Source organism: Rhizomicrobium sp. (assembly GCA_037200045.1).
GTDB lineage: Bacteria > Pseudomonadota > Alphaproteobacteria > Micropepsales > Micropepsaceae > Rhizomicrobium.
Genome location: JBBCHM010000001.1, coordinates 1,330,808 through 1,356,061 on the forward strand (window position 1 = coordinate 1,330,808; position 25,254 = coordinate 1,356,061).

Annotated in this window: 28 protein-coding genes; 13 read left to right on the forward strand and 15 right to left on the reverse strand. The window is 67.4% G+C overall.

Translation table 11 applies throughout. The features are described 5' to 3' along the window. The first annotated feature begins 355 nt into the window (after positions 1 to 355). Positions 356 to 730, forward strand: coding sequence for a response regulator (locus WDM86_06100; protein MEI9989591.1), 375 nt, complete (start codon positions 356 to 358; stop codon positions 728 to 730). Between the two features lie 10 nt (positions 731 to 740). Continuing rightward, positions 741 to 2,117, forward strand: coding sequence for a PleD family two-component system response regulator (locus WDM86_06105; GenBank protein MEI9989592.1), 1,377 nt, complete (start codon positions 741 to 743; stop codon positions 2,115 to 2,117). Positions 2,118 to 2,147: 30 nt separating this feature from the next. Here WDM86_06105 and WDM86_06110 read toward each other — a convergent pair whose 3' ends face one another. Continuing rightward, positions 2,148 to 2,906, reverse strand: coding sequence for an SDR family NAD(P)-dependent oxidoreductase (locus WDM86_06110; GenBank protein ID MEI9989593.1), 759 nt, complete (start codon positions 2,904 to 2,906; stop codon positions 2,148 to 2,150). Between the two features lie 71 nt (positions 2,907 to 2,977). On the opposite strand from WDM86_06110, the gene WDM86_06115 reads away from it, so the two are divergent. Further along, positions 2,978 to 3,637, forward strand: a complete 660-nt coding sequence (locus WDM86_06115; GenBank protein MEI9989594.1) for a DsbA family oxidoreductase — start codon at positions 2,978 to 2,980, stop codon at positions 3,635 to 3,637. On the opposite strand, the gene WDM86_06120 is transcribed toward WDM86_06115, so the two are convergent. Next, a complete protein-coding gene (locus WDM86_06120; GenBank protein MEI9989595.1) occupies positions 3,600 to 3,998 on the reverse strand; it encodes a hypothetical protein in 399 nt (132 codons plus the stop codon). The two genes, WDM86_06115 and WDM86_06120, sit on opposite strands and share 38 nt — an antisense overlap. A 76-nt stretch (positions 3,999 to 4,074) precedes the next feature. Between WDM86_06120 and WDM86_06125 the strand changes: the two genes are divergently transcribed. Then, positions 4,075 to 5,193 carry a CaiB/BaiF CoA-transferase family protein gene (locus WDM86_06125; GenBank protein ID MEI9989596.1) on the forward strand — a complete coding sequence of 373 codons (1,119 nt, stop codon included), beginning with the start codon at positions 4,075 to 4,077 and terminating at the stop codon, positions 5,191 to 5,193. A 6-nt stretch (positions 5,194 to 5,199) separates the two neighbouring features. Further along, positions 5,200 to 5,934, forward strand: a complete 735-nt coding sequence (locus WDM86_06130; GenBank protein ID MEI9989597.1) for a histidine phosphatase family protein — start codon at positions 5,200 to 5,202, stop codon at positions 5,932 to 5,934. 49 nt (positions 5,935 to 5,983) lie between these two features. Here the strand turns inward: WDM86_06130 and xth are convergent, their stop codons facing one another. The 6 genes from xth to WDM86_06160 all read right to left on the reverse strand — a co-directional run bounded on the left by xth (position 5,984) and on the right by WDM86_06160 (position 10,224). Next, positions 5,984 to 6,766, reverse strand: coding sequence for an exodeoxyribonuclease III (gene xth, locus WDM86_06135; GenBank protein ID MEI9989598.1), 783 nt, complete (start codon positions 6,764 to 6,766; stop codon positions 5,984 to 5,986). A 298-nt stretch (positions 6,767 to 7,064) separates the two neighbouring features. Next, a complete protein-coding gene (locus WDM86_06140) occupies positions 7,065 to 8,354 on the reverse strand; it encodes an alpha/beta fold hydrolase (GenBank protein ID MEI9989599.1) in 1,290 nt (429 codons plus the stop codon). Beyond that, a complete protein-coding gene (locus WDM86_06145; GenBank protein ID MEI9989600.1) occupies positions 8,351 to 8,989 on the reverse strand; it encodes an SdpI family protein in 639 nt (212 codons plus the stop codon). The genes WDM86_06140 and WDM86_06145 overlap by 4 nt, the downstream gene beginning before the upstream one ends. Continuing rightward, positions 8,986 to 9,288, reverse strand: coding sequence for an autorepressor SdpR family transcription factor (locus WDM86_06150; protein ID MEI9989601.1), 303 nt, complete (start codon positions 9,286 to 9,288; stop codon positions 8,986 to 8,988). The genes WDM86_06145 and WDM86_06150 overlap by 4 nt, the downstream gene beginning before the upstream one ends. Positions 9,289 to 9,357: 69 nt before the next feature. Next, positions 9,358 to 9,699, reverse strand: coding sequence for an iron-sulfur cluster insertion protein ErpA (gene erpA / locus WDM86_06155; protein MEI9989602.1), 342 nt, complete (start codon positions 9,697 to 9,699; stop codon positions 9,358 to 9,360). A 126-nt stretch (positions 9,700 to 9,825) separates the two neighbouring features. Then, positions 9,826 to 10,224, reverse strand: a complete 399-nt coding sequence (locus WDM86_06160) for a GFA family protein (protein ID MEI9989603.1) — start codon at positions 10,222 to 10,224, stop codon at positions 9,826 to 9,828. 122 nt (positions 10,225 to 10,346) lie between these two features. On the opposite strand from WDM86_06160, the gene dgt reads away from it, so the two are divergent. The 5 genes from dgt (at position 10,347) to scpB (ending at position 15,154) form a co-directional block, all read left to right on the forward strand. Beyond that, complete coding sequence (dgt, locus tag WDM86_06165; GenBank protein ID MEI9989604.1) at positions 10,347 to 11,657, forward strand: dNTP triphosphohydrolase; 1,311 nt, start codon at positions 10,347 to 10,349, stop codon at positions 11,655 to 11,657. A 70-nt stretch (positions 11,658 to 11,727) separates the two neighbouring features. Continuing rightward, positions 11,728 to 12,543 carry an SPOR domain-containing protein gene (locus tag WDM86_06170; protein MEI9989605.1) on the forward strand — a complete coding sequence of 272 codons (816 nt, stop codon included), beginning with the start codon at positions 11,728 to 11,730 and terminating at the stop codon, positions 12,541 to 12,543. Between the two features lie 21 nt (positions 12,544 to 12,564). Then, complete coding sequence (gene nagZ / locus WDM86_06175; protein ID MEI9989606.1) at positions 12,565 to 13,593, forward strand: beta-N-acetylhexosaminidase; 1,029 nt, start codon at positions 12,565 to 12,567, stop codon at positions 13,591 to 13,593. Next, positions 13,590 to 14,414 carry a ScpA family protein gene (locus WDM86_06180; protein MEI9989607.1) on the forward strand — a complete coding sequence of 275 codons (825 nt, stop codon included), beginning with the start codon at positions 13,590 to 13,592 and terminating at the stop codon, positions 14,412 to 14,414. The genes nagZ and WDM86_06180 overlap by 4 nt, the downstream gene beginning before the upstream one ends. Further along, on the forward strand, positions 14,411 to 15,154 hold the full coding sequence (gene scpB / locus WDM86_06185; protein MEI9989608.1) for an SMC-Scp complex subunit ScpB: 744 nt from the start codon (positions 14,411 to 14,413) through the stop codon (positions 15,152 to 15,154). The genes WDM86_06180 and scpB overlap by 4 nt, the downstream gene beginning before the upstream one ends. Before the next feature lie 8 nt (positions 15,155 to 15,162). On the opposite strand, the gene WDM86_06190 is transcribed toward scpB, so the two are convergent. Further along, positions 15,163 to 15,894, reverse strand: coding sequence for a hypothetical protein (locus WDM86_06190; GenBank protein MEI9989609.1), 732 nt, complete (start codon positions 15,892 to 15,894; stop codon positions 15,163 to 15,165). Positions 15,895 to 16,023: 129 nt separating this feature from the next. Here WDM86_06190 and WDM86_06195 point away from each other — a divergent pair, with 129 nt between their 5' ends. After that, positions 16,024 to 17,583 carry a radical SAM protein gene (locus tag WDM86_06195; GenBank protein ID MEI9989610.1) on the forward strand — a complete coding sequence of 520 codons (1,560 nt, stop codon included), beginning with the start codon at positions 16,024 to 16,026 and terminating at the stop codon, positions 17,581 to 17,583. After that, a complete protein-coding gene (locus WDM86_06200) occupies positions 17,580 to 17,888 on the forward strand; it encodes a hypothetical protein (GenBank protein MEI9989611.1) in 309 nt (102 codons plus the stop codon). Before WDM86_06195 ends, WDM86_06200 begins: the two co-directional genes overlap by 4 nt. A gap of 56 nt (positions 17,889 to 17,944) precedes the next feature. Here WDM86_06200 and rnd read toward each other — a convergent pair whose 3' ends face one another. Next, positions 17,945 to 19,099, reverse strand: coding sequence for a ribonuclease D (rnd, locus tag WDM86_06205; protein MEI9989612.1), 1,155 nt, complete (start codon positions 19,097 to 19,099; stop codon positions 17,945 to 17,947). A gap of 39 nt (positions 19,100 to 19,138) precedes the next feature. After that, positions 19,139 to 21,025: an alkaline phosphatase family protein gene (locus WDM86_06210; GenBank protein MEI9989613.1), complete on the reverse strand. Its 1,887-nt coding sequence runs from the start codon at positions 21,023 to 21,025 to the stop codon at positions 19,139 to 19,141. Positions 21,026 to 21,151: 126 nt separating this feature from the next. On the opposite strand from WDM86_06210, the gene aspS reads away from it, so the two are divergent. Then, positions 21,152 to 22,951, forward strand: a complete 1,800-nt coding sequence (gene aspS, locus WDM86_06215) for an aspartate--tRNA ligase (GenBank protein ID MEI9989614.1) — start codon at positions 21,152 to 21,154, stop codon at positions 22,949 to 22,951. A 252-nt stretch (positions 22,952 to 23,203) separates the two neighbouring features. Here aspS and WDM86_06220 read toward each other — a convergent pair whose 3' ends face one another. Genes WDM86_06220 through WDM86_06235 form a run of 4 tightly spaced genes read right to left on the reverse strand, consistent with a single transcriptional unit; the run spans position 23,204 to position 25,251 of the window. Beyond that, on the reverse strand, positions 23,204 to 23,695 hold the full coding sequence (locus WDM86_06220; GenBank protein ID MEI9989615.1) for an ATP F0F1 synthase subunit B: 492 nt from the start codon (positions 23,693 to 23,695) through the stop codon (positions 23,204 to 23,206). A 2-nt stretch (positions 23,696 to 23,697) separates the two neighbouring features. Beyond that, positions 23,698 to 24,240 (reverse strand): hypothetical protein, encoded by a 543-nt coding sequence (locus WDM86_06225; GenBank protein ID MEI9989616.1) that lies wholly within the window; start codon positions 24,238 to 24,240, stop codon positions 23,698 to 23,700. Positions 24,241 to 24,242: 2 nt separating this feature from the next. Continuing rightward, the gene (locus WDM86_06230) at positions 24,243 to 24,470 is read right to left on the reverse strand and encodes a F0F1 ATP synthase subunit C (GenBank protein ID MEI9989617.1); all 228 of its coding nucleotides are present in this window, start codon (positions 24,468 to 24,470) and stop codon (positions 24,243 to 24,245) included. 19 nt (positions 24,471 to 24,489) lie between these two features. Continuing rightward, the gene (locus WDM86_06235; GenBank protein MEI9989618.1) at positions 24,490 to 25,251 is read right to left on the reverse strand and encodes a F0F1 ATP synthase subunit A; all 762 of its coding nucleotides are present in this window, start codon (positions 25,249 to 25,251) and stop codon (positions 24,490 to 24,492) included. Positions 25,252 to 25,254 lie beyond the last annotated feature (3 nt).

The following is a 25,254-nucleotide window of genomic DNA, read 5'->3' on the forward strand; positions in this document are numbered from 1 at the left end:
GTCCGCATTCTGTGGCCGGGGCTTGGCGCGACACAAGGGACCGCCGGGACACCGGAGAAGGACGGCGTGCAGACGAGCCTTTGTTCCTCGGGGTCGAAACAAGTTATATCGACGAACCGCACCTGCCGGTTGTATTGCCGCGAGGCCGCCGGCGAAACGGCTTTAGGTCGTTGGAATCGCGCGGAAAACGGCTGCGGCCAAATGCGCGGCCAAGCGCCGCCGCCAAGGTTTCGTTGAGGGAGCGTTAAGACATCCGATCTAATACTGCGCCTACCCGGGGGCCAGTCCGCAGAATTTCGTACGCGGCCATTGGCTTAGGCAGCGATTGGGCGCGCGGGAGCTGGAGTGTGACCTCATGGACGTCAAGACCAAGACCGTGCTGATCGTCGAGGACAACGAGCTCAACATGAAGCTGTTCCACGATCTGCTGGACGCCCATGGCTACAACATCCTGCAGACCAAGGATGGCATGGAAGCGCTCGACATCGCGCGCGAGCATCGCCCCGACCTCATCCTGATGGACATCCAGCTTCCCGAAGTGTCGGGCCTGGAAGTCACCAAATGGCTCAAGGAAGACGATTCGCTGAAGGCGATTCCGGTCGTCGCCGTCACCGCCTTCGCGATGAAGGGCGACGAGGAAGTCATCCGGCAGGGCGGCTGCGAGGCTTACATCTCCAAGCCGATCTCCGTCACGAGTTTCCTGGACACTGTCCGCCGGTTCATCGGGTAAGGCACACGCCATGACGGCGCGCGTTCTGGTCGTCGACGACATCCTCTCCAACGTCAAGCTTCTCGAGGCGAAGCTGACGGCGGAATATTTCGAGGTCGTCAGCGCGTTCAACGGGCTGGAATGCCTCGCCAAGATCGATCAGGCGGCGCCCGACATCGTGCTTCTCGACGTGATGATGCCGGGCATGGACGGCTTCGAGGTCTGCCGCCGCATCAAGAACAATCCCAAGACGGCTCATATCCCGGTCGTAATGGTCACGGCGCTGGACCAGCCGTCCGACCGCGTCGCGGGCCTGGATGCCGGCGCCGACGATTTCCTCACCAAGCCGGTCGACGACGCGGCACTGTTCGCCCGGGTGCGCAGCCTGGTGCGCCTCAAGATGATGACCGACGAATTGCGGATGCGCGAGACGACCGGCCAGAGCATGGGTCTGATCGATCCGGCGGCGACACTGATGGACGCCAATCCGACCGGCCGCATCCTGATCATCGAGGACCGGCCGGAATCGGTCGCCTGGTTCGCCAATGCGCTGCAGCCCGGCGGCCATGAGGTCGCTTCGGTCGATACCTTCGAGGAAGCGCTGGTGCGCGTGCGCGGCGGCGACTACGACCTCATCGTGGTCAGCCTTGGCATGCGCGGCTTTGACGGGCTGCGGCTGTGCTCACAGCTCCGCTCGCTGCCGGAAGGGCGCAACGTGCCGATCCTTGTCGTCGTCACCGATGGCGACCGCCGCAAGCTCAACCAGGCGCTCGAAATGGGCGTCAACGACTATCTCACCCGTCCGGTCGACAAGAACGAGCTGGTGGCGCGCGTCCGCACCCAGCTGCGCAAGAAGCGCTATTCCGACCGGCTGCGCCACAACGTGCAGCTCAGCCTGGAGATGGCGATCACCGACCAGCTCACCGGCCTGCACAATCGCCGCTACATGGCGCGTCACCTCGACAATCTGGTGTCCAACGCGGTGCGCAGCGGCAAGCCGCTTGCCTTCCTGATCATGGACATCGACTTCTTCAAGGCGGTCAATGACGGGCACGGCCACGACATCGGCGACGAGGTGCTCAAGGAATTCGCCAACCGCATCTCCGCCAATGTCCGCGGCATCGACTTGGCCTGCCGTTATGGCGGCGAGGAATTCGTGGTCGTCATGCCGGACACCGACATGAACCTCGCCTATTCGATCGCCGAGCGCCTGCGCAAGAGCATCGAGACGACACCCATCGTGATCTCGCGGGCACCCGGCCGGCTCGCCATCACCATCTCCATCGGCATCGCGGGCACGCAAGGACCGGGCGACATGGCTGAAGCGCTGCTGCACCGCGCCGACCAGGCGCTCTACAGCGCCAAGCGCAACGGCCGCAACCGCGTCGTCACCGCGGCGGCGGCGTAACGTTCCTCGGGGCTTGTCCCTCCAACGTACTCACAGCGCCTGGCCGTCGTCCACGGTCAGCAGCGAGCCGGTGATGGCGCGCGAGGCGTCGGATGCGAGCAGCAGGAGCATGCCGTCGAGATCGCTCTCCCGCGCGAGGCGCTTGCGCGGAAAGCTTGCGACCTGCGCCTTGCCCTTGTCGGAGGCGAACCATGCGTCGTTCAACTCGGTCTCGATGAAGCCGGGGCAGAGCGCGTTGACGTTGATGCCCTTGCGGGCCCATTCGCGCGCCAGGCACTGGGTCATCATCGCGACTCCGGCCTTCGAGATGCAGTAGGGTGTGACGCCCGGCAGCACGCGATAGGCGCCGATGGACGCGATGTTGATGATGCGCCCTTCCCGCTTGCCCGCGATCATGCGGCGGCCGACCTCGGTTGCGAGGAGGAAGGGCGCGCGCAGATTGGTCGCCATCACCTTGTCGAAATCGTCCGCCGAGATTTCCACCGAAAGGCCGAGCACGCTGAGGCCGGCGTTGTTCACCAGAATGTCGATCGGGCCGAGCGCGGCTTCGGCGGCATCGAGCGCCGGCGCGATGGCGGCGGCGTCGGTCACGTCGAGCGGGATCGCGGCGGCGCGGCCGCCGGCGGATTCGATTTCGGCTTTCACCTCCGCGAGACGGTCGGGGCGGCGGCCGGATAGCGCGACCGCCGCCCCGGCACCGGCCAGGATTTTCGCGAAGTGCCGTCCGAGGCCGCTGGTCGCACCCGTCACGAAGGCGACCCGGCCGGCAAGGTCATTCCGATCGGTCATGTATCTCTCGCAAACTCAAGATGTTGCGCATTGTTTTGCGGTTTCGGCATCTTTCTTGGTAAGCTTCCGCCATGCAGATCGACGTCGTCTCCGACACGGTGTGTCCGTGGTGTTTCATTGGCAAGCGCCGACTCGGCCGCGCGCTGGCGATGCGGCCGGATGTCCCGGTCGAAGTATTCTGGCGGCCCTATCAGCTCGATCCCACGATCCCGCGTGAAGGCGTCGACCGGCGGGCCTATATGAAAGCCAAGTTCGGCGACTCGCCGCGCACCGCCGCGATGGGCGAGACGATCCGCGGCGAAGGCGCCGGCGAGGGCATCGACTTCGCCCTCGATAAAATCGTCAAGTCGCCCAATACGCTGGACTCGCACCGGCTGATCCGCTGGGCCGGCGGCGCGGGCGTGCAGGACGACGTGGTCGAGCGGCTGTTCAAGGCGTATTTCATCGAAGGGCGCGATATCGGCGATCCCGGTGTCCTGACCGATGTGGCCGGCGAAGCCGGAATGGACACGGTCCTGGTGCGTAATCTGCTCGCCGGCGATGCCGATTACGCACTCGTCGAGCGCGAGGCGGGCATGGCCAACCAGATGGGCATCAGCGGCGTGCCGACCTTTATCTTCGACAGCAAGTTCATGATCTCGGGCGCGCGCGAGCCGGAGATCCTGGCGCGGGTCATCGACAAGGCGCTGCAGGCTAGGGACGAGCAGGCGGCGGGCCGATCGGCGCCGTGACCGAATTGGTCTCCGATAGCACTTTCACCTGGACCGTCGCGTAGCGCGGCAGCGGGAACACCGCCGTCGCGGTGACCGGCAGCAGCGCCTGGATCACGACCTCGCCGGCACCCGGCGGCGAGGCGAGGAACTCGATCACCTCGGTGTCGGATTCGGGAACGCGAAATTCCTTCATGTGCAGGCGCGGCAGTTTCCAGCCGCCGCTTCGCACCGCGCCCGTCGCGCTGACCACGAGACGGTTCCGGACGATCGCGGCGGTGACCTTGTCGATCTTGAAGACCAGCGTCGGGGCCGCATCCGCGCCGGTTGCCGTAGCGGCGGCAAGGGCGAAGATCAGGCCGGCGAGAACGGTATGGCGCATGCTCTTCCCCTTCTGTTGTCCTGTCCGAAACGGACGGCTAAGAGGGAAATGCGGCGCAATTGCGATGAGGGTTTGCATGGGTCCCCTGAAGGGCATTCGGATCGTGGAATTCGCCGGAATCGGGCCGGGTCCCTTCGCGGCGATGCTGCTGTCCGACATGGGCGCCGAGGTCATCCGCATCGATCGCAAGGGCGGCCGTTCGCCGTCGAACGGCGAAGTGACCTATCGCGGCCGCAAGGCGGTGGCGCTCGACATGAAGAAGCCCGAGGCCGTCGAGGCGGCGCTGGAGCTGATCGACCGGGCGGATGCGCTGATCGAAGGCTTCCGCCCCGGCGTGATGGAACGGCTGGGCGTCGGACCCGATGTGTGCCTCAAGCGCAATCCGAAACTCGTCTATGGCCGCATGACCGGCTGGGGCCAGACCGGACCGCTGGCCAGCGCGGCGGGCCACGACATCAACTACATCGCGCTCACCGGCGCGCTGCACGGCATCGGTCCGGCCGGCGGCAAGCCGGTGCTGCCGCTCAACCTGGTCGGCGATTTCGGCGGCGGCGCGCTCTATCTCGCCTTCGGCGTGGTGTGCGGCATCCTGGAGGCGCGGGCCTCGGGCAAGGGCCAGGTGGTCGATGCCGCGATGACCGACGGCGCGGCGTCGCTGATGGCGATGTTCTACGGCATGACGGCGATGGGCATGTGGAAGGATGAGCGGGGTGCGAACCTGCTCGACGGCGCGGCGCATTTCTACGACACCTATGAGACCAAGGATGGCAAGTTCATCGCGCTCGGCTCGATCGAGCCGCAATTCTACAAGGAGCTGATGGAGCGGGCGGACATCACCGATCCGGCGTTCGCGGCGCAGATGGATCGGGATGCGTGGCCTTCGCTGAAAGAGAAGCTTGCGGTCGTGATCAAGACCAGGACGCGCGACGAATGGGATGCGATCATGTTGGGCTCCGATGTCTGTTATGCGCCGGTGCTGTCCTTGGCTGAGGCGCCGAAGCATCCGCACAATGTGGCGCGGCAGGCCTTCGTCGAGATCGGCGGCGTGACGCAGCCGGCGCCGGCACCGCGCTTTTCGCGCACCGTGCCGCAGGTGCAGGGACCGCCGGAGGGCGCGGACAGCGCCGGCGCGCTGGCCGCGTGGGGCTTCTCGCCGGACACCATCGCAAAACTGACAAGTGCGGGTGCGATCTAGAGATTCATGAGCGCGCTTCCCGGAACGGCTTCGCGCCGGCGCATCTATCTGATGCGGCACGGCCATGTCGACTACCTCGCCAGGCATGTCGCGGCGGAAGGCGCGATCAACATCGTGCCCTTGACGACGCGCGGGCGGCTCCAGGCGGAAGCGGCGGGCGCCGCGCTTTCGCATGTCGTCTTCGACCGCGCGGTTTGCTCGGGCTATCCGCGCACCCATCAGACGGCGTCCCATGTGCTGGCGGCGCAGACGGCGCCGCCGGCGCTTGCGATCGACGCGGACCTGGTCGAGATCGCCGGCGGGCAGATGAACCCGCCGCCCACGAGCCGCGCCGAACTGATCGAGCGCATGAAGGTGCGGTTCTCCGAGGCGGGCAATCCGGGCGCCACCAACCATGATGGCGGCGAGGAATATGCGAAGGCGCAGGCGCGGGCGGTGGGTGCGCTGAAGCGGCTGCTCGGCGAGGCGGGCTGGCACACGGCGCTGGTGGTGGCGCATGAGGGCATCAACCGGCTGGTGCTGAGCTGGGCCTGCGGCGCGGGGCTTTCCGCGATGGGCGCGTTCGAACAGGATACGGGGTGCATCAACGTCCTCGACTTCGACCTCGATGCGGAGGGTGGGATCGTGCGGGCGATGATCAAGTCGGTGAACCTCACGCCGTACAACTGGCTGAAGCACGGGATGAACATGACGAGCCTGGAGGCGATCTTCGAGCGCGACGCGACGGAGGAGCTGCGCTGACGCGTCAGCCCTCTTCATTCATCGATCGGGCCATGACATCGGTGTGACTCTAGATCGCCAATTCGCACCACACCGGGACGTGGTCGGAGGGTTTCTCGCGTTCGCGGACGTATTTGTCGATGGCGCAGGTCTTGAGGCGGTCGGCGGCCTGGGGCGTCAACATGATGTGGTCGATGCGGATGCCGTTGTCGCGCTCGAACGAGCCGGCGAAATAATCCCAGAACGTGTACCGGTGCGGCTCGGCATTGCAGGCGCGGAAGGCGTCGGTGTAGCCGAGGTTCGCGAGCTTGCGGAACGCGGCGCGCGATTCGGGCTGATACAGCGCGTCCTTCATCCAGTTCTTCGGATCCTTGCAGTCTTCCGGCATCGGAATGATGTTGTAGTCGCCCATCAGGGCCACGGCTTCCTCGCCCGCGAGCAGCGCCTTGGCGCGCTTGTGCAGCCGCTCGTGCCAGGCGAGCTTGTAGGTGAATTTCTCCGTGCCGAACGGATTGCCGTTGGGCGCGTAGATCGAGGCGACGCGCACCACGCCCGCCGCGCCGGGGATCACCGCCTCCATGTAGCGCGAATGGTTGTCTTCGTCGTCGCCGGGCAGGCGCGGGGTCACGTCCTCCATCGGCCGCTTGGAGAGGATCGCGACGCCGTTGTAGCTCTTCTGTCCGTGTACGGCGCAATTATAGCCGAGGGCCTCGAACGCCTCGCGCGGGAATTGCTCCTCCTGGCATTTCAGTTCCTGCAGGCAGACGACATCGGGGTTGGCTTCCTTGAGCCACAGCACGGCCGCGTCGAGGCGCGTGCGGATCGAATTGACGTTCCAAGTGGCGAATTTCATGGCGGCCCTCGATGAGGCGGCAAGTCTAGCGGGGATTCGGCGCGCGGTCTCGCGCCGGCGACGCGTTGGCGTCGTCCGCGGTCTGCTCATAGCTGTTGGGATATGCGTGATTTGGTGCCTGGACCGACTCGGTTCAAGGGGCCGACGAAAATTTTTCCGGACGCGATTTTATCGGCCGTTATCCAACGGAGGACTTACGCGGAGCCGCGGAGGACGCGGAGGAATCTGTTTTGCCGCGTGGATAAGTTTTTCGGGCGCGTTGCGGCCAACGATATTTTGTTGCCGCGAAATATTTTTCTCAGTGCGTTTTGATGAAGCTCGCGATGGTGTCGACGAGGCCGGGCGCGAGCGGGAGGCTCGGATCGGTTTCGGCCACGCCGGGCGGCGGAAGCTTCAGCGCATGCGTCATGCCCGGCACGACCAGCAAGGTCGCGTCCGGCCGCGCGGCGGCGAGCGCCTTGGCGTCCTCGACCAGGATGTTGCGGTCGGCGTCGCCCTGCACGATCAGCACGGGAACGGTCAGCCGCTTGAGCAGCGCGGCCGGATCGAGCGCGATCTCCGAGAGGACATAGGGCTGCAGGCTGGGGCGGAACAGCAGATCGTTCGCCGGCCGGTCGACCGTGCGGCCGGCGGAAAGCGCGTCGATGGCGTCGTAATAGGATTTGCGCTGGTCGTCCGGCAGGTGGGCGAGCTGGGCGCGCAGCACCTCGGCCATCGTCCGCCCCGGACCGGCCAGGAGGATGAGGCCGCAGATGTCGGGATTGTCCCGCGCCGCGAGCTCGGCGATCAGCGCGCCTTCGCTATGGCCGGCGAGCCAGACGCATTTCGCGCCGGTTCGGGCCATCAAATCCTTGGCCCAGGCCTTGGCGTCGTCGACATAGTTTCCGACGCGCATATCGGCTTCGCCATGCATCGCGGCGGCGCTGCCGCCGACGCCGCGCTTGTCGGTGCGCAGCGAGGCGATGCCCTGCAGGGCCAGTCCGTAGGCCAGCAGGCGCTGCGTATCGGCTTTGTAGCCGAAGGTCGGGGAATTGCCGTTGCGGTCGGTTGGGCCGGAGCCGGCGATCATCAGGACCGCCGGCGGCGACGGCGCGGCGCCGGCATAGGCGAGCGTGCCGGCCAGCCTGTCGCCGCCGAGGTTCAGCGACCGGTCGGTTTCGGCGATGCCGGCGGGGCGCGGCAGCGTGGCGGGTTGCGCGGGCGCGGGGGTGCCGAGCGGGTGCCAGGCGAGGGCCAGGGGAACGGCCACGCCGCGCTGGCTCCAGGTGCCCGTCAAGGCTTTTCCGTCCGGCGCGAGAACGCCGTCGAACCTGCCGGCGATCAGGGGAATGTCGAGCACGACCCTGTCGCCGTCGCGGGAAGCGGTCGCCACCGGCATTTTGACGCCGCCCTGGTCGACGCTGATCAGCGTCGCCGATATCCCGGCGGCGACGGTCTCGATGTGGAAGACGATGCGCAGCTTCTGGGGGCCGGCGACGATGGTGCCGCTCCAGTCGCCGTCGATGGCGGGCTGCGCCGCGCCCGCGCCCAGCGGCAGCAATAGGGCGCAGGAGAAGAGCAGGACGGCGAGAGACAGGCGCTCGATCATATGTTGTCCCCTTTCAGGCGGGCCCGCTTCTGCCGGGCGAAGTGCCACGACGCGCCGATCACCACGATCGCCGTCGCCAGCGTGGCGCCTGTCGCGATCCGGGTCGTCGCCGACGCGTCGAAGATGAGCGCGGCGTTGAGGACGACGAAGCCGCAGATCACGAAGATCCAGCCGCCGAAGCGGTGCGTCTTGTCCCAGACTTCGTCGTCGGCGAGGGTCCAAGGGGTTCGGATGCCGGCGAAATGATTGGGCCGCAGCTTGCCGCTCACATTGCCGATGACGATCAGCGCGATTCCGGATGCGGCATGGACAAGGTTCGGACCGGCCCAGGCGAGATGGAACACCGGGCCCAGGGCGACGCTGAAGCTTGCCGCCGACATCGACGTGACGGCAAGCCAGATCGCGCCATAGGCCGATTGCGATTGGAAAAGATTGCGGCCACGGGGTGTGATCCACGGTACGGCGGCGAACAGGAGCCAGAACAGCGCCGCCAGGGCCGGGATGAAGAAGAGCAGCGCCACGCGGGCGAAATTGGCGGCGAGCGCGACCGGCATTCGCAGTGCGATCACGGCCGCCACGGCGAACATGCCGAGGACGAGAAGGGCGCTGACGGCGGCGTAGGGCTTGGCGATCATGCGAGGCCCTTGGCGGCGCGCGCGCGGCGCGGCTTGGGCTGGCCGATGCCGAAACCGTCCGCGAAGCCGAGCAGGGCGTCTTCGAGCACCGAAAGATTGAGGCGGTAGGTGACGGTGGTGCCGCTCTTCTCGGCGGTGACGAGGCCGGCGTCGCGCAGGATGGTGAAATGTCCCGACAGTGTCGGCTTGCTGACGCTGAAATGCGACGCGATCTCGCCGGCATTCATGTTGCGCGCGCGCAGAAGCTGAAGGATGCGGCGGCGGGTCGGATCGGCGAGGGCGCGGAAGACGAGGTTCATGTTCGGTATTTAGGCAAATACCGAATTAAAATTCAAGCGCGAAACGCGGCGTGCCGGGGGGAAAACCGCTTAGACCGAGAAGCTGGTGCCGCAGCCGCAGGAGGATTGGGCGTTGGGGTTGTTGACCTTGAAGGCGGCGCCGATCAGGTCGGTGGAGAAATCGATCTCCGCGCCCTTCAGGAAGTCCAGGCTGACCGGATCGATCAGCACCGTGGCGCCGTCGCGCTCCACCACCAGGTCGTCGTCCATCCGCGCGTCGTCGAGCGCGAAATTGTACTGGAACCCCGAGCAGCCGCCGCCGGTCACCGCCAGCCGGAGCATGGTGGGCGCGGGTTCCGATTTCAGGATGTCCGCGATGCGCTTGGCGGCGCGGGCGGAAACGGTCACGGGCAGGGCGGTTTCGACGGTCATCTTCTCTATCTAGTACGCCGGGGCGCTCTAAAAAAGGGGCTCACGCGGAGGCGCGGAGACGCGGAGGGGCGAAACTCCGCGTCCTCCGCGGCTCCGCGCGCGGAATAAGCCGGTGCGGACCGGGGTTTACCACGGCGATTGGCGATGGCGCGGCGCCGCGTCGGTGGTGTCGAACCAGCCGATGTCGCTTTCGGTCCAGATATGCAGGTCCGGCTTGACCAGCGCGGGGTCGTCCAGCGTGGCGGCGTTGACGCCGATCCGCGCCGCGCCGTCGCGGCGGAAGACAAGCTGGGTCCCGCAGGCGCCGCAGAACTCCCGCTGAACCTGCGCCGTCGAGCGATAAAGGGCGGGCGCGCCGCGCGTGTAGCGAAAATCGGCCGCTCCGACATTCGCGAAAGCGGCGAACGCGGCGCCGAGCGATCTTTGGCAGGAGCGGCAATGGCAGATGACGGTCCGGACCACCTCGCCCTCGACGGCATAGCGCAACGCGCCGCAATGGCAGCCGCCTTCGATCGGTGCGCTCACGGACGCGGCTCGCGGGGGACGGGAATTGTGATGGCCATGGCGCCAATCTAACGCCGGCACCACAGGGCGCGGCGTGCGGAATTTGGATAGCCCCCATGCGCCGGCCATGACAAATTGCGGGCATGCAGAGTCGCGAGACCGCACAGCCGCCCGGCCGCCTTCTCCCGCCGATCTACCTTCCCCCGGCCGAACGCGCGTCCTTCGCGGCGCGGCCTTCCGACAGCCGGGGGCGGTTCTTCGCGGAGCCGGAGAGCGCGACGCGGACCTGCTATCAGCGCGACCGCGACCGGATCATCCATTCCGCCGCCTTCCGGCGGATGAAGCACAAGACCCAGGTCTTCGTGCAGCATGAGGGCGATTATTACCGCACAAGGCTGACGCATTCGCTGGAGGTGGCGCAGATCGCGCGCAGCCTAGCGCGCGTGCTGGCGCTGGACGAGGACCTGGCCGAGAGCCTGGCGCTGGCGCACGACCTCGGCCACACCCCGTTCGGCCATGCCGGCGAGGAGGCGCTGAACGCCGTAACCGAATCCATCGGCGGCTTCGATCACAACGCCCACGCGCTGCGGCTGGTGACCAAGCTCGAACACCGCTATGCGGCGTTCGACGGGCTGAACCTGACCTGGGAGACGCTGGAGGGGCTGGTCAAGCACAACGGACCTTTGATTTCCCCCCTCCGCCCTTCGCCGGCCGAGGGGCCGGCTACGGGCACCTCCCCCGCCGGCGCTCCGCGCGCGGGGGAGGCGGGCCTTTCTTCGCGGCCGATGGTATTGCCTGGGCCGATCCAGTCCTTCGACGCGCGCTGGACGCTCGATCTGGCGCACTGGCCGTCGCTGGAGGCGCAGGTGGCGGCGATGGCGGACGACATCGCCTATGTGAACCACGACATCGACGACGGTTTGCGGGCCGAGCTGTTCACCATCGACGATCTCGCCGGCGCGCCGCTGGCGGGCGAGCATGTCCGCGAGGTCATCGCGCGGTTCGGGCGGCTCGAACTCGGGCGCTTCATCGGCGAGCTCGTCCGTACACTGATGAGCCGGATGGTCGACGACCTGTTGGCGCAAACGCGGGCGCGGATCGCCGCGGCGGGACTGGCCTCGGCGCGGGATGTCCGCGCGCAGGCGCTGGCCCTGGCGGCGTTTTCCCCGGCCATGGGGTCGCAGGTGGAGGCGCTCAAGCGCTTCCTGTTCGCGCACATGTATCGCCATCCGCGCGTGATGGTTCCGATCGGGCGGGCCAAGGCGGTGGTCGCGGAATTGTTCGCGGCGTTCAGCGCGGAACCCGCCAAAATGCCCGCCGACTGGGCGGCGCTGTGCGGCGCGCCGGGCGACGCGGTGACCGGCGGGGTGGTGCGCGATTACATCGCGGGGATGACCGATCGCTACGCCTTGCTGGAATATGGCCGGGTTTTCCGCGAGGTTATCGAGCTTTAGGCCTTGCCGGTGCCATGATTCGGGCGCGGACGGGTGCTAGATTGGTTTCAAGAGAATCGGAGCCGGAGCCATGGCCAATTTCGAGAGAGGATCGGACGACGTTCGCGTGTTCGACGCCGCCGAGGACGAGGAAGACGTCGAAGGCTCGCGCCTTCCGCTTCTGATCGTCATCGCGCTGCTCGTGCTGGCGGCGTTCGGCGCGGTGGTCTGGCTCGCCTATCAGAAGGGCGTGCAGCAGGGCCATGCGGAGGCGCCGCGCGTGATCGCGGCCGCGCAGGGACCGGCCAAGGTCGCGCCCGAGAATGCCGGCGGGACGCCGACGCCCTATACGGGTCTCAAGATCTATCAGCAGCCCGCGCCGTCGGACGCGGAGGCCAGCGGCGATACCGCGCCGCCCTCGAACGATGCGATGAAGCCGGCGCCGGCTCCCGTCCAGGCGACGCCGGCCCCGCCGCCGCCCAAGCCTGTCGCTACGGCGCCGGTGCAGACGCCGGCCGTGACGGCGCCGCCGCCGGCCGCGCCCAAGCCGGCGCCGGTTGTCGCCAAGCCCGCGCCGGTCGAGCCGAAGACTGTGCCGGCCCAGACCGTGGCAGCGCCGCCCAAGCCGGCGCCCGCGCCCGTCGTGGCGCCGGCCGCGCCCGCCGGGTCCGGGTTGCTGCAGATCGGATCGTACAAGTCGGAGGCGGACGCGAATGCCGCCTGGGCCGCGTACAAGGCCAAGCACGCTTCGCTGGTGAGCGGATTGTCGTCCGATGTGAAATCGGCGGACCTCGGGGCCAAGGGGACTTGGTACCGCCTGCGCATCGTGGCGGGCAGCAAGGCCGAGGCGAGCGCTTTGTGCGCCAAGCTGAAGGCCGAAGGCGGCGATTGTCTCCTGGCCAAATAAGCCGGGCGGAAGAGCAGGGGCATGCGAACACGCGCGATCTATGGCTGCGCCGGCTTGGAGCTTGGCGCCGCGGAGCGGGATTTTTTCCGCGAGGTTCAGCCTTGGGGATTCGTCCTGTTCGCACGGAACATCGATACGCCCGACCAGATCCGCGCGCTGGTGGCGGCGCTGCGCGAGACGGTCGGCGATGCGCGCGCGCCGGTGCTGATCGACCAGGAAGGCGGGCGCGTGGCGCGGCTGAAGCCGCCCGTGTGGAAGGCCAGGCTGCCCGCGGCGCGCTTCGGAGAAATCTATGCGGCGAACCATGAAGCGGCGCTCGAAGCGGTCTACCTGAACGCGCGGTTGATCGCGCACGATTTGACGGAGCTCGGCATCAACGTCGATTGCCTGCCGGTGCTCGATGTGCCGATCGAGGGTGCCGATGCGGTGATCGGCGACCGTGCCTTTGCCCACGATCCCGCGGCGATCATCGATCTGGGCCGGGCGCAGATCGAGGGACTGCTGGAGGGCGGCGTGCTGCCCATCATGAAGCACATTCCCGGCCATGGCCGCGCCACGGCCGATTCGCATCTGGCGCTGCCGCGCGTCGCGACCGAGGCCGAGGAACTCAGCGCCACGGATTTCGTGACCTTCCGCAGTCTCAACACCTGCCCGATGGCGATGACGGCGCATGTCGTCTACGAGGCCATCGATCCCCAGCGCCCGGCGACCACCAGCCCGAAAGTGATTCGCGACGTGATTCGCGGCGAGATCGGTTTCGACGGCCTGTTGATATCGGACGATCTTTCGATGAACGCGCTGGACGGGCCCTTGCCGGTGCGTACAAAGGCGGCTCTGTTTGCGGGCTGCGATGTGGTGCTTCACTGCAACGGCAAGATGGATGAGATGGCCGAAGTGGCATCCGAGGTGAAGGAACTGGACGGGCAGGCGCTGCGGCGCGCGGAACATGCGCTGTCGCATCTGAGCGTGCCCGACGCGTTCGATCCGGCGGCCGCCGAGGCGCGCCTCGCCGAGCTCATGGCCGCCAATCACGCCGGCGTGAGCGCATGAGCGACCCGGGCGAGAATTTCGGCGATTTCGACGCCATCGTGGCCCCGGCCGACGAAGCGCTGATGATCCATGTCGACGGCTTCGAAGGGCCGCTCGACCTGCTCCTGACCCTGGCGCGCAACCAGAAGGTCGACATCGCCAAGATCTCGATTCTGAAGCTCGCGGACCAGTATCTCGAATTCATCGAATCCGCCAAGAAGATGAACCTGGAGCTGGCGGCCGACTATCTGGTGATGGCGGCGTGGCTGGCCTATCTCAAGTCGCGGCTCATCCTGCCGCAGCCGCCTTCGGTGGACGGCGAACCGTCGGCCGACGAGATGGCGACGCGGCTGCGCTGGCGGCTGCAGCGGCTGGAGGCGATGCGCCAGGCGGCGGCGCGGCTGATGGCCGGCGACCGGCTGGGGCGCGACGTGTTCGGGCGCGGCGATCCGGAGCCGGTCAATGTCGTCAAGCTCAAGACCTACAAGGACACGCTGTTCGACCTTCTGACCGCCTATGCGACGCAGCGCACCAAGACGCTGGGCGGCCGGACCTATGTGCGCCAGCACGCGCCGGTGCTCCTGATCGAGGAGGCCCGGGCGCGGCTGGAGCGGATGCTGGGCCGCATCGCCGACTGGAGCGGGCTGGAGCGGCTTCTGCCGTTCGAATGGTCCGGCGGGCAGCGGCGGCGCTCGGCCATCGCGTCCACGCTGTTGGCCTGCCTGGAGCTGGCGCGGGACGGGCGGATCGAGATCCGCCAGATGGCGCCGTTCGAAGAGGTTTATATTCGCGACAAGATCGCAGCTTTTTCAGTCGACGAAACAGCAAAGGTCACGCCATGAGTGGAGTCGCCCGCCTGGTCGCCAAGATCGAAACGGAAATGGGAGTGGAAGTGGAACAAGAGGGGGCCGAGTTTGCGGCCGAGACGCCGGCGGAAGCTGTGGGCGTAAACCCCGAGCATTTGCGCATGATCGAAGCGCTGCTGTTCGCCGCCGGCGAGCCGCTGGATGCGAAGGCGCTGTCAACATCTTTGCCGGAAGGCGCGGACGTGCCGGCGCTGCTGGCCGAGCTTCAGGCGGGCTATGAGAAACACGGTGTAAACCTTTCGAATGTCGCGGGAAAATGGCAGTTCCGCACCGCGCCGGACCTCGCTTTCCTGCTGCGCAAGGAGCAGCCCGAGCAGCGGCGGCTGAGCCGCGCCGCGATCGAGACTCTGGCGATCATCGCCTATCATCAGCCGGTGACGCGGGCGGAGATCGAGGATATTCGCGGCGTCATGTTGTCCAAGGGGACGCTTGATGTCCTCATGGAAATTGGCTGGGTGAAGATCCGCGGCCGCAAGAAGACGCCGGGCCGGCCGGTGACCTTCGGCACGACGGAGACTTTCCTGGTCCAGTTCGGGCTGGAGAATGTGAACCACCTGCCGGGCGTGGACGAGCTGAAGGCGGCCGGCTTCCTGGAAGCCATCCCGCCCGCCGGCTTCGACGTGCCGAGCCCGAGCGACGAGCTGGGGCCGGACGAAGACCCCTATACCGGCGAGGAAGAAGCCGATCTTGCGACCGGCGGGCCGGAGCTGAACTAGGCGGTGCGTCAGGCCGGCGAAACCAGCGTCGCGAGTGCGGCGAACGCGGCGAGCTCCGCGGCGCCGGTCGCGAGCGTCATCGCATAAAAGCGGCGGGCGGTCGCGGGATCGAACCAGTTCCATTTGCGGGACCGTCCCCGGATCGCGACGCCGTCGACCAGCGCGAAGGCCGCGATCGCGGGCGCGGCGGCCCAGGCCGGGCCGCCGGCGATCGCGAGATAGACCAGGCCGCGCGAGCCGACATGGCCGAGCGTGGCGCCGAGCCGCTCGATGAACAGCATGTGGCGCACCCAGGGTGAGAGCCGGGCGCCCGCCAGCCAGGCTTCCAGCACTTGCGGATCCAGTCCGCGCAGCCGTTCGGCGATGCCGCTGGCCAGCACGAAGGCGATCTCGCTCGAAGACGCGCCGATGCCGAAAGCCACGATGCCGCTTGCATCGGGGCGCACGCCCGACCAGAGGACGGCGGCGGCCAGCAGGCCGAGTTCGTCGACCGCCGAGAACAGGCCCCACGCGGCGGCGCCGGCGATGCCGGCTTCCACGCGCCGGCGCACGCCCGAAAGGCGCATCAGGCCAAATTTCACCGCGACCGCCACGGCCCAGCTCGCGGCGCCGATCGCCAGGCACGGTCCGGCGGACGGCGCGGCGAAGCCGAGCGCCAGCGGCGGGACGATCATCAGCGCCAGGGTGCCGAACAAGGACGGCAGGCCCGACGGCACGGCGGACTGTGGAACTGGCGTCATGGAAAACCGGGCTTTTCATGGATTCAATGGATGTTGCAAGTATTCGTATAGTATTACTGTTGACAACCTTGAGTTATATTATATTCTCCAATGAACGTCGTGACGCAGACCTGTAAAGGCGCTCGCTCCATGATTGTTCTTCTGATCGCTCCGCCCATCATGGACTATGTGCAAGGTCGGCTGGTGTCGATCGCGATGGACGCGCATCGCGAATGCCCGCCCTACGGGATGTATCTGCTGGTCAGCATTCTGCGCGCGCAGGGCCACGAGGTGATCTTCGCCGACCTGATTTCCGACGGCACCTCCTCGGTGAGCGCCTATGATGACGCCATCGCGCGGGCCGAGCTGGTCGGGATCGGCGCCACGTCGATGTCGTGGCCGACGGCGGTGGCGGTCCTGAAACAGGTTCGCGAACGGCGCCCCGACGTGCCGGTGGTCGCGGGCGGCATCCATCCCACGATGTTCGACCGCTATGTGCTGACCGCGTTTCCGGTCGACTACATCATCCGCGGCGAGGGCGAGATCGGCCTGGCGGCGCTGGCCCAGGCGCTGGAGCGCGGCGGCGACCTTGCCACGGTGCCCAACCTGTCGTGGAAGACGCCCGAAGGGGAGATCGTCCGCAATCCGCTGCACCAGTTGATCGCGCCCGAGGCGCTGCCCGATTTTCCGCTGCCCGACTACAGCCGGCTTCCGGAGGGGATCTACAGCGCGCTGTCGATCGAATCCTCGCGCGGCTGCGCCTTCGATTGTTCGTTCTGCAGCACGTCCTACCGGCGGACCTGGCGCGGCATCGAGCCGGAGGCGTTTGTCGACCGGCTGGAGACGATCATGCCGCATGCCGGGCGCACGACGCTCGGCAACATCCACATCATCGACGACGAGTTCTCGATGAACCCGGCGCGCGCCACCCAGATCGCCAAGGTCATCGCCCGCCGCGGATTGAATCCGGCGCTGGTGTTCGATTCGCGCGCCAACGACCTTCTGAAGGAAGGCTATGTCGACGCCATCGCGCCGTTCACCAGCCAGTTCCTGGTCGGCGCGGAATGCGGCTATGACGAGGGGCTCGGGCGCATCGGCAAGGGCACGACCTGCGAGAAGCTCGACCTCGCGGCGGGCATCCTGGCGAAATACGGCATCGCCGGGCGCGCCGATTTCTCCTTCGTTCTCGGGCTGCCCTGGGAGAGCCGGGCGGAGGTCGAGAAGACCATCGCCTTCGCGGTGAACCTGCACGCCACCTATGGCGTGCGCATCCTGCTGCAATGGTATTGCCAGATCCCCGGCTCGCGCCTGTGGGACGAGGCGCAAGCGCGCGGCGCGGTCACCGAGGCGATGTACGACGATTACGGGTTCTTCAGCGACCTGTATCTGTTCCGCAGCGGCGTCAACCTGACGCCCGACGAGATCTACGCGATCTCGGACAAGGTGGCCGGCGTATTGACGCTGGCCCAGGTCCAGTACCCCACGCACAACATGATCGAATACGCGTTTCCCGATCCGGTCGCGCGCTACTACCCCCGGATCCTGCAGAGCTTCCACGACACCGGGCTTGCCAGCCTGCGCGACGTCGCCCGTCCGCAAGGCCACAAGCAGAAATCGCGCGAGGCCAGGCGCGAGAAGCCCGCCGCGACGCGGGTGGGAATTCCATTGCGGCACTTTGAAGGAGTCCACCAGAAAGGAAGTGTGACATGACCGACGTACATCCGAGCGAAGTGAAATATGCCGAGGCGATGCGCAAGGTGTTCACCGACGCCGCGGTGCAGAAGAAACTGGAGCATGATCCGGTCGGGACCCTGGAAGGGCTCGGCTTCGATCTCAGCGCCGACGCCAAGCACAAGCTCAAGGCGGGCGGCGCGGCGCAGGCCGAACTGGGCGTCGCCGCGGTCCCGGCGGTGCTCGTGCGGGTCGTGACGAGCGGCACGCGTCCCGCCGTGAGCGTGGTCGTGCAGTCTTCGACCTTCGCATCGACGCGGGGCAAGGCGGCCGAACTCGACTGAACGGCAGCGAGGGCGCGGGCGGTTTCGCCGCGCGCCCTCTCATGCCGCTTGCCGGATCAGTCCTCCAGCTCCACCACGACCGCTTCGCCGCCTTCCAGCGCGATGGCGAGGTCGCCCTTGCGCAGGGCCAGCGCGTCGTTGCCGAAGACCTGGGCGCGCCAGCCATGCAGGGCGGGAACGCCTTCGTCTTCCAGCGCCGCCAGGCGCTCGATGTCGTCGGCGTTGGCGATCAGGCGCGGCGCGACGCCGACGGCCTCGGCGCGCAGGCGCAGCAGGGTCTTCAGAAGATCGACCGCGGCCTGCGACGGCTCGCGGCGGCGGCGCGGGCGGTCGTGCTCCAGCGGCTCGGGCGGCTTGGCGTGGCGGCCTTCCTCGATGGCGTCCATCAGCGTCTTGCCCAGCCGCGAATTGGCGAAGCCCTTGGGCACGGCGCGGATGCGTTCCAGCGCCTCGGCATCCTCCGGCGGATGGGCGGCGATCTCCATCAGCGCCTCGTCCTTGAGGACGCGGCCGCGCGGGATGTCGCGCGCCTGGGCCTCGCGCTCGCGCCAGGCGGCGAGCGCGGCGATCATCGCCAGGAAGCGTTTGTTGGAGGTACGCGGCTTCAGCCGCTTCCAGGCGATCTCGGGCTGCATCGCGTAGAGGTCGGGGTCCTGCAGCGCGGCGATCTCCTCCTGCACCCAGGCGGCGCGGCCGGTCTTCTCGAGCTGCTTCTTCAGATATTCGTAGATCGTGCGCAGATGGGTGACGTCGCCGATCGCGTAGTCGAGCTGCTTCTGGCTCAGCGGCCGGCGCGACCAATCCGTGAAGCGCGAGGATTTGTCGATCTCGACATGGGCGATCTTGCGGCACAGCGTTTCATAGGACGCCGCATCGCCGAAGCCCGCGACCATCGCGGCGATCTGGCTGTCGAACAAGGGATCGGGGATCATGCCGCCCTGGTGGTGGAAGATCTCGATGTCCTGCCGCGCGGCGTGCAGCACCTTGACGATGCCGGGCTTCTTCAACAGCTCGTAGAACGGCGCCAGATCGATGCCCTCGGCCAGGGGGTCGACGATGGCCTCGACGCCGGGCGCCGCCACCTGGATCAGGCAGAGCTTGGGCCAATAGGTCTGGTCGCGCATGAACTCGGTGTCGAGCGCGATATAGGGCGCGTCCTCCAGGTCGGCGATGAGGGCGCCGAGGTCGGCATTGTTGTCCACGATCCGCATCGGATCGTGATAGCGGATTCGCGCGGCGCTTGCGCGCGGCTATTTGGCCTTCAGGCCGACCGTCCGGCCCGGAATGCCGCCGGCGTCGAAATAGCGGACGCCGCCTACGTCCTGGTACTCCAGAACGGTGGCGAGGCCGCCGGCGCCGGGGGCCGAGCGGAGCGTGCCGGAGGTCGCCTTGACCGGCGCGCCGCCCGCCAGGGCCTCGGTCGCGGGGCGGCCGGTGAGGGTGCCGGGACCCGCCAAAGATATCCCCAGGATATGGGCGATGGTCGGCGCGATGTCGGCGTTGCTGACCGGCGCGGTGTCGACGAAGCCCTTGCGGAAGTCCGGGCCGATGGCGGCCATGAAGTTCCGCGTGTCGGCGCGGCTGAAGGTGCCGTGCATGCCCTGGCCGGTGTGGAGCGGCGTGTCGGCGATCTCCACGGTGCAGAGCAGGGCCTGGGGCGCCGTGCAGCCCTTGGCGAGGAAGGAGCGGAAGCCGACCACGATGGCGGGCCGCGGCACGTTCGAGGAACCGATCAGGTTGATCTTGCTCATCGGCAGGGCGCCGGCGAAGGCGGCGGGATCGGCGCCCAGCAGCGCGTCGTTGACGAACAGCGCGCCGACATAGGGCGCCGAGACCAGCTTGGCGAAGACCGCCTTGGCGGTCGCGGCGCCGTTCGGTCCCGGCGCGTAGATGAAGTCCGAGCCGCCATTCGAGGCGACGATGGCCACCGGCGCGTCCGGCGTCGGGCCGATCAGGGCGTTGCCTTGGCTCGGGCGGTCGCCGTCGTCGCGGATGATCTCGGTGTTGGAGCGGTCGGGATCGAACAGCTTCTGGCCCCCCAGCCACGCGGCGACGTCGAAGGCGAGGAAGCCCTGAGGCAGCGAGGCCGGCGGCGTCGAACCGTCGGCCGGCGGGGTGCCCTTGGCGATGGTCGAGAAGCCGTGATCGGCGGTGACGAAGATGTCGGTGTTGCCGTCCTGGCCGGCGAGCTTGAGCGCCTCCATCAACACGCGGAGCTGGAAGTCGGCGCTGGCGATGGCGATGCGCGCCGACGGGCTGTTGATGCCGGGGACGAGACGGCCCTCGCTGTCGATCGCCGAATGCTGCGTCGCGTCGGGATCGCGCGACCAGTACAGCATCACGAAGGGCTTGCCGTTGTCCTTGAGGTCGGGAACCAGCGCCTGGGCGGCGATGGAGACCAGCCAGGCCTGCTGCGTCAGGTTCGGCGCGCTGGTGAAGGCGGGGCGGTCGTCGCCGGAGACGGCGAAGGCCTCGGCGCCGAGCGCGCCGTTCAGCCTGGTGCTCCTGGTCGGCGTGCCGTCGGCATTGGCCGGGCGGTTGGTGGCGTCGTCGATGAAGACGCCGAGCGGATCGTCGACGCGCGCGTCCTTGGCATCGAGCGAGCCGAGGTTCTGGATCGCGGCCGGACCTTTCTTGCCGAGGATGGCGGTGTTGAAGCCGGCGGCGCGCGCGGCGCCGATCAGCGTGGTCTGGCCCATATAGCCGTCGTGGAAATGGTCCTTCACGTCGCGCAGGACGCAATCGTCCTCCAGGAAGGTCACGACCGCGCCGAGGCGGCAGGGCACGGGGAAATCGACGAACAGCGTGTTGCCGTAATCGCCGGTGTCGCCGAGATAGTGGCCCGAGGCGATGGCCGAGGCGTTGGCGGTGGTGACCGTGGGATAGATCGAATGGCTGTTGGCGAAATCGACGCCGTCCTTGCGGATGCGGGCGAAGGTCGGCGCCACGTCGGGATTGACGCTGTCGTAACGCAGGCCGTCGGCGACGAAGACGATCACGTTGTGCGGCTTGCCCGGGGCGGCGGGCGCCGTTTGCGCCGGCGGGATCGGCTTGGCGTGGCGGGCCGGCTTGGCTGAGGCGGGCAGGGCGACGGCGAAGGCCAGGGCGGCAAGGACGGCGAGACGGATCGGCTTCATCAAGGGAATCCTCTATTCTGTCCGTAGCTTAGGCCGGGTTTCGCGACAGTTTCACTATGCCCGTCCGGGCCTTGACCGCGACACGGATACCCGTCAAACACCGCTGCTTTCAAAGGTTTTTTCGCCATGCATGCCTATCGGACCCACACTTGCGGCCAGCTTCGCAAGAGCGATGTCGGACAGACCGTCCGGCTCTCCGGCTGGGTCAACCGGCGGCGCGATCATGGCGGGCTGCTGTTCATCGATTTGCGCGACCATTACGGCATCACGCAATGCGTGGTCGAGCCGGACGAGCCGGCTTTCGCCGAGTGCGACAAGGCGCGCTCCGAATGGGTGCTGACGCTGACCGGCCGCGTCGTGGCGCGGACGGCGGAGACCGTCAACAAGGACCTGCCGACCGGCGAGGTCGAGATTCGCATCGACGCGGTGACGGTGCAGGCGACGGCGCCGGAACTGCCGGTGCCGGTGTTCGGCGACCTCGACTACCCTGAGGAGACGCGGCTGAAATACCGCTTCCTCGATTTGCGCCGCGAGCGGCTGCACAGGAACATCGTGTTGCGCTCCAAGATCATCCAATCGCTCCGCACACGGATGATCGGGCAGGGCTTCACCGAATACCAGACGCCGATCCTGACCGCGAGCTCGCCCGAAGGCGCGCGCGATTTCCTGGTACCGTCGCGGCGCTATCCGGGGCATTTCTACGCGCTGCCGCAGGCGCCGCAGCAGTTCAAGCAGCTCATCATGGTGGCGGGCTTCGACCGCTATTTCCAGATCGCGCCGTGTTTCCGCGACGAGGACGGCCGCGCCGACCGCTCGCCGGGCGAATTCTACCAGCTCGACATGGAGATGAGCTTCGTTACCCAAGAGGACGTGTTCGACGCGATCCAGCCGGTGCTGCTGGGGACCTTCGAGGAATTCGCGGAAGGCCGGAAGGTGTATGCGGAGGTGCCGCACATCACCTATGAAGACGCGGCGCTGAAATACGGCACCGACAAGCCGGACCTGCGCAATCCGATCGTGATCTGCGACGTGTCGGACGTGTTCGCGCGCGACGACGTGGCATTCAAGGCGTTCAAGGGCAAGACGGTGCGGGCGATCCCGGCGCCGGGCGCCGCCGCGCAGCCGCGCTCGTTCTTCGACAAGCTGAACGACTGGGCGCGCAGCGAAGGCGCGGCGGGATTGGGCTACGTGATCTTCGAAGCCGACGGCGACAAGATCGTGGGCAAAGGTCCCATCGCCAAGTTCATCCCCGAAGCGGCGCAAGCGGAACTGATCGCGCGCGCCGGCATCAAGGCGGGCGACGCGCTGTTCTTCGCCGCTGACAAGACCGAGCGGGCCGCGAAGCTCGCCGGGCTGGCGCGCACGCGCATCGGCACGGAACTGAAGCTGGTCGAGGAGGGCGTCTTCAAGTTCTGCTGGATCGTCGACATGCCGATGTATGAGTGGAACGAGGACGAAAAGCGCATCGATTTCGGGCACAACCCGTTCTCGCTGCCGCAGTTCCCGACGCCCGATTTCATGGCGCTGGACGCCGAGCGCGACCGCGAGACGATCCTGGGCATCAAGGTCTTCCAGTACGACATCGTGTGCAACGGCTATGAGATGCTGTCGGGCGCGGTGCGCAACCGCGACCCCGAGGTGATGCTGAAAGCGTTCGAGATCGCCGGCAGCGGCCGCGATTTCACCGAGAGCAAGTTCGGCGGCATGCTGAACGCGTTCCGCCACGGGGCGCCGCCGCATGGCGGCTGCGCGGTGGGCCTGGAGCGCGTGGTGATGCTGCTGGCCGGCGAGGAGAACATCCGCGAGGTCACGATGTTCCCGATGAACCAGCAGGGCCAGGACCTCCTGATGAACGCCCCGACCGAGGTGCTGCCCAAGCAGCTGCGCGAACTGCATATCCGCGTGGTGCAGCCGGAGAAGGCGTAGACCGCGCGATTGCTCGGATTGACCGTATTTTCGCGGTCGCTCAGGCCGACGAGGCGCGGCTCTGGATCGGCAGCACGATCACTCATGGAAGATTCGATTCACGCGGAGAACGCGAAGAACAAGAAGCTTCCGCGTTCTCCGCGGCTCCGCGTGTGTCCTTGTTGCGCGCGACCAGGATGCGCAAGCAGCGGCCGTGATCATCGTCATCGCCGGGACAAGCCCGGCGATGACGATGATTGGGATGGGGAAAGCCTAGTTCAGCTTGCTGCCCAGCGACTTGATGCTGGTCTCGATCATCGCGGCGGCGCGGGCTTCGTCCAGCCGGGCGGCGATCAGCTTCTCGGCGGCGGCGGTCGCGGCGTCGGCGGCGAGCTGGCGGATCTCCGACATCGCGGCGGCCTCGGCCTGGGCGATCTTGTCCTGCGCGACCTGGGCGCGGCGCGCGATCTGCTGGCTCAATGTCGCGCGCGCCTCGACGGCGAAACGCTGCGCTTCCGCCTTGGCCTCGTCGACGATGGATTGCGCTTCGCGGTCGGCGCCGGCCGCCTTGGCCTTCAGGCCGGCCAGCGTCGCCGCGGCCTCCTCGCGCAGGCGGCGCGCCTCGTCGAGCTCGGCCTTGATGACGGCGGCGCGCGAATCGAGCAGGCCGGCGACCATCTTCGGCACGCCGACATAAAGCAGGAGGCCGATCACGGCGACGAAGCCGACCGCGACCCAGGTTTCGGGTTCCAGAAGGAATTCCATGGTCAGCTTCCCGTGGCGGTGCGGACCGCGGCGGCCGCGTCGTCGGCCGAGACGGTCTCGCCGGTCAGATGGGCGACGATGGCGATGGCCGCTTCCTCCGCCGCCTTGACGACCTGCGAGCGCGCCGCGTCGCGCGAGGCGGCGATGCGGGCCTCGGCGGTGGCGATGTCGTCATGCGCCTTGGCGCCGGCCGCGGTGCGGTCGCGCTCGAGCTCGTCGGCGATCGCCTTGCGGTTGGCGTCGGCCAGCGACTGGGCGCGGGCGCGGGCGCCGGCGAGCGCGACCTGGTAGCTGGCCTCCGCGGCTTCGGCGCCGCCGCGGTCCTTCTGCGCCGCCGCCAGATCGTCGGCGATGCGGTGGCGCCGCGCCGTGATCGTGCCGGCGATGCGCGGGCCGGCGACGCGCCACAACACGACGAACAGGAAGGCGAAGGTGATCGCGAGCCAGAACAGCTGGCTCGGGAACGTCTCCGTCTTGAACGGCGGAAAACCGGCGCCCTTGTGAGGAGCCGCCCCCGTCGTCGCCGTGGTCGCCGCGTCCGCCATTATCAGAACGCGAACAGGATGAGCAGCGCGATGACGAGGCCGAACAGGCCGGTGGCTTCGCACAGCGCGAAGCCGAGGAGCAGGTTGGTCGACTGGGTGGCCGCGGCGCCCGGGTTGCGCAGCGCGCCCGACAGATAACTGCCGAACACGTTGCCGATGCCGATGCCGGCGCCGACGAGGGCGATACAGGCAAGGCCCGCGCCGATCATTTTCGCTGCTGCGAGATCCATGGTGTGACTTCCTTTGCGTTCAGTGATGGTCGTGGAGGTGGAGGGCTTCGTTGAGGTAGATGCAGGTGAGGATCGCGAAGACATAGGCCTGGAGGAACGCGACCAGCAGCTCCAGCAGCATGATCGCGACGATCAGCGCCATCGGCGCGATGGAGAGGATCGAGAGCACGCCGCCGGCGCCGCCGAGCAGCACGACGAAGCCGCCGAACACCGCGAGCATGGTGTGGCCGGCCAGCATGTTGGCGAAGAGACGCACCGAAAGGCTGATCGGGCGGGTGAGGAAGGAAATCACCTCGATCGGGATCAGCAGGATCAGCAGATACCACGGTGCTTGCGGCACGAAGAGCTTCAAGAAGCCGATGCCGTGCTTGGCGAAGCCGACGATCAGCACCGTCAGGATCACCAGGCAGGCCAGCGCGAAGGTCACGGCGATCTGGCTGGTCACCGTGAACGAGCCGGGGATCATGCCGAAGAAATTGCTGAACAGCACGAAGATGAAGAGCGTGAAGACGAAGGGAAAGAATTTCAGCCCGTCCTCGCCCGCCGCGCTCTGCAGCATGTTGGCGACGAATTCGTAGGACAGCTCCGCCATCGACTGGCCGCGCGACGGCACCAAGGCGCGGCGCGACATGGCCAGCGTGAGGAACAGCGAGGCGGCGACCGCGACGATGATCATCAGCAGCGCCTGGTTGGTGAAATAGATGTCGTGACCCGCGATGGAGAGGAGCGGCCGCGCGATGAGCGGCTTGACCTCGAACTGCTCCATCGGGTTTAGCGCCATCGC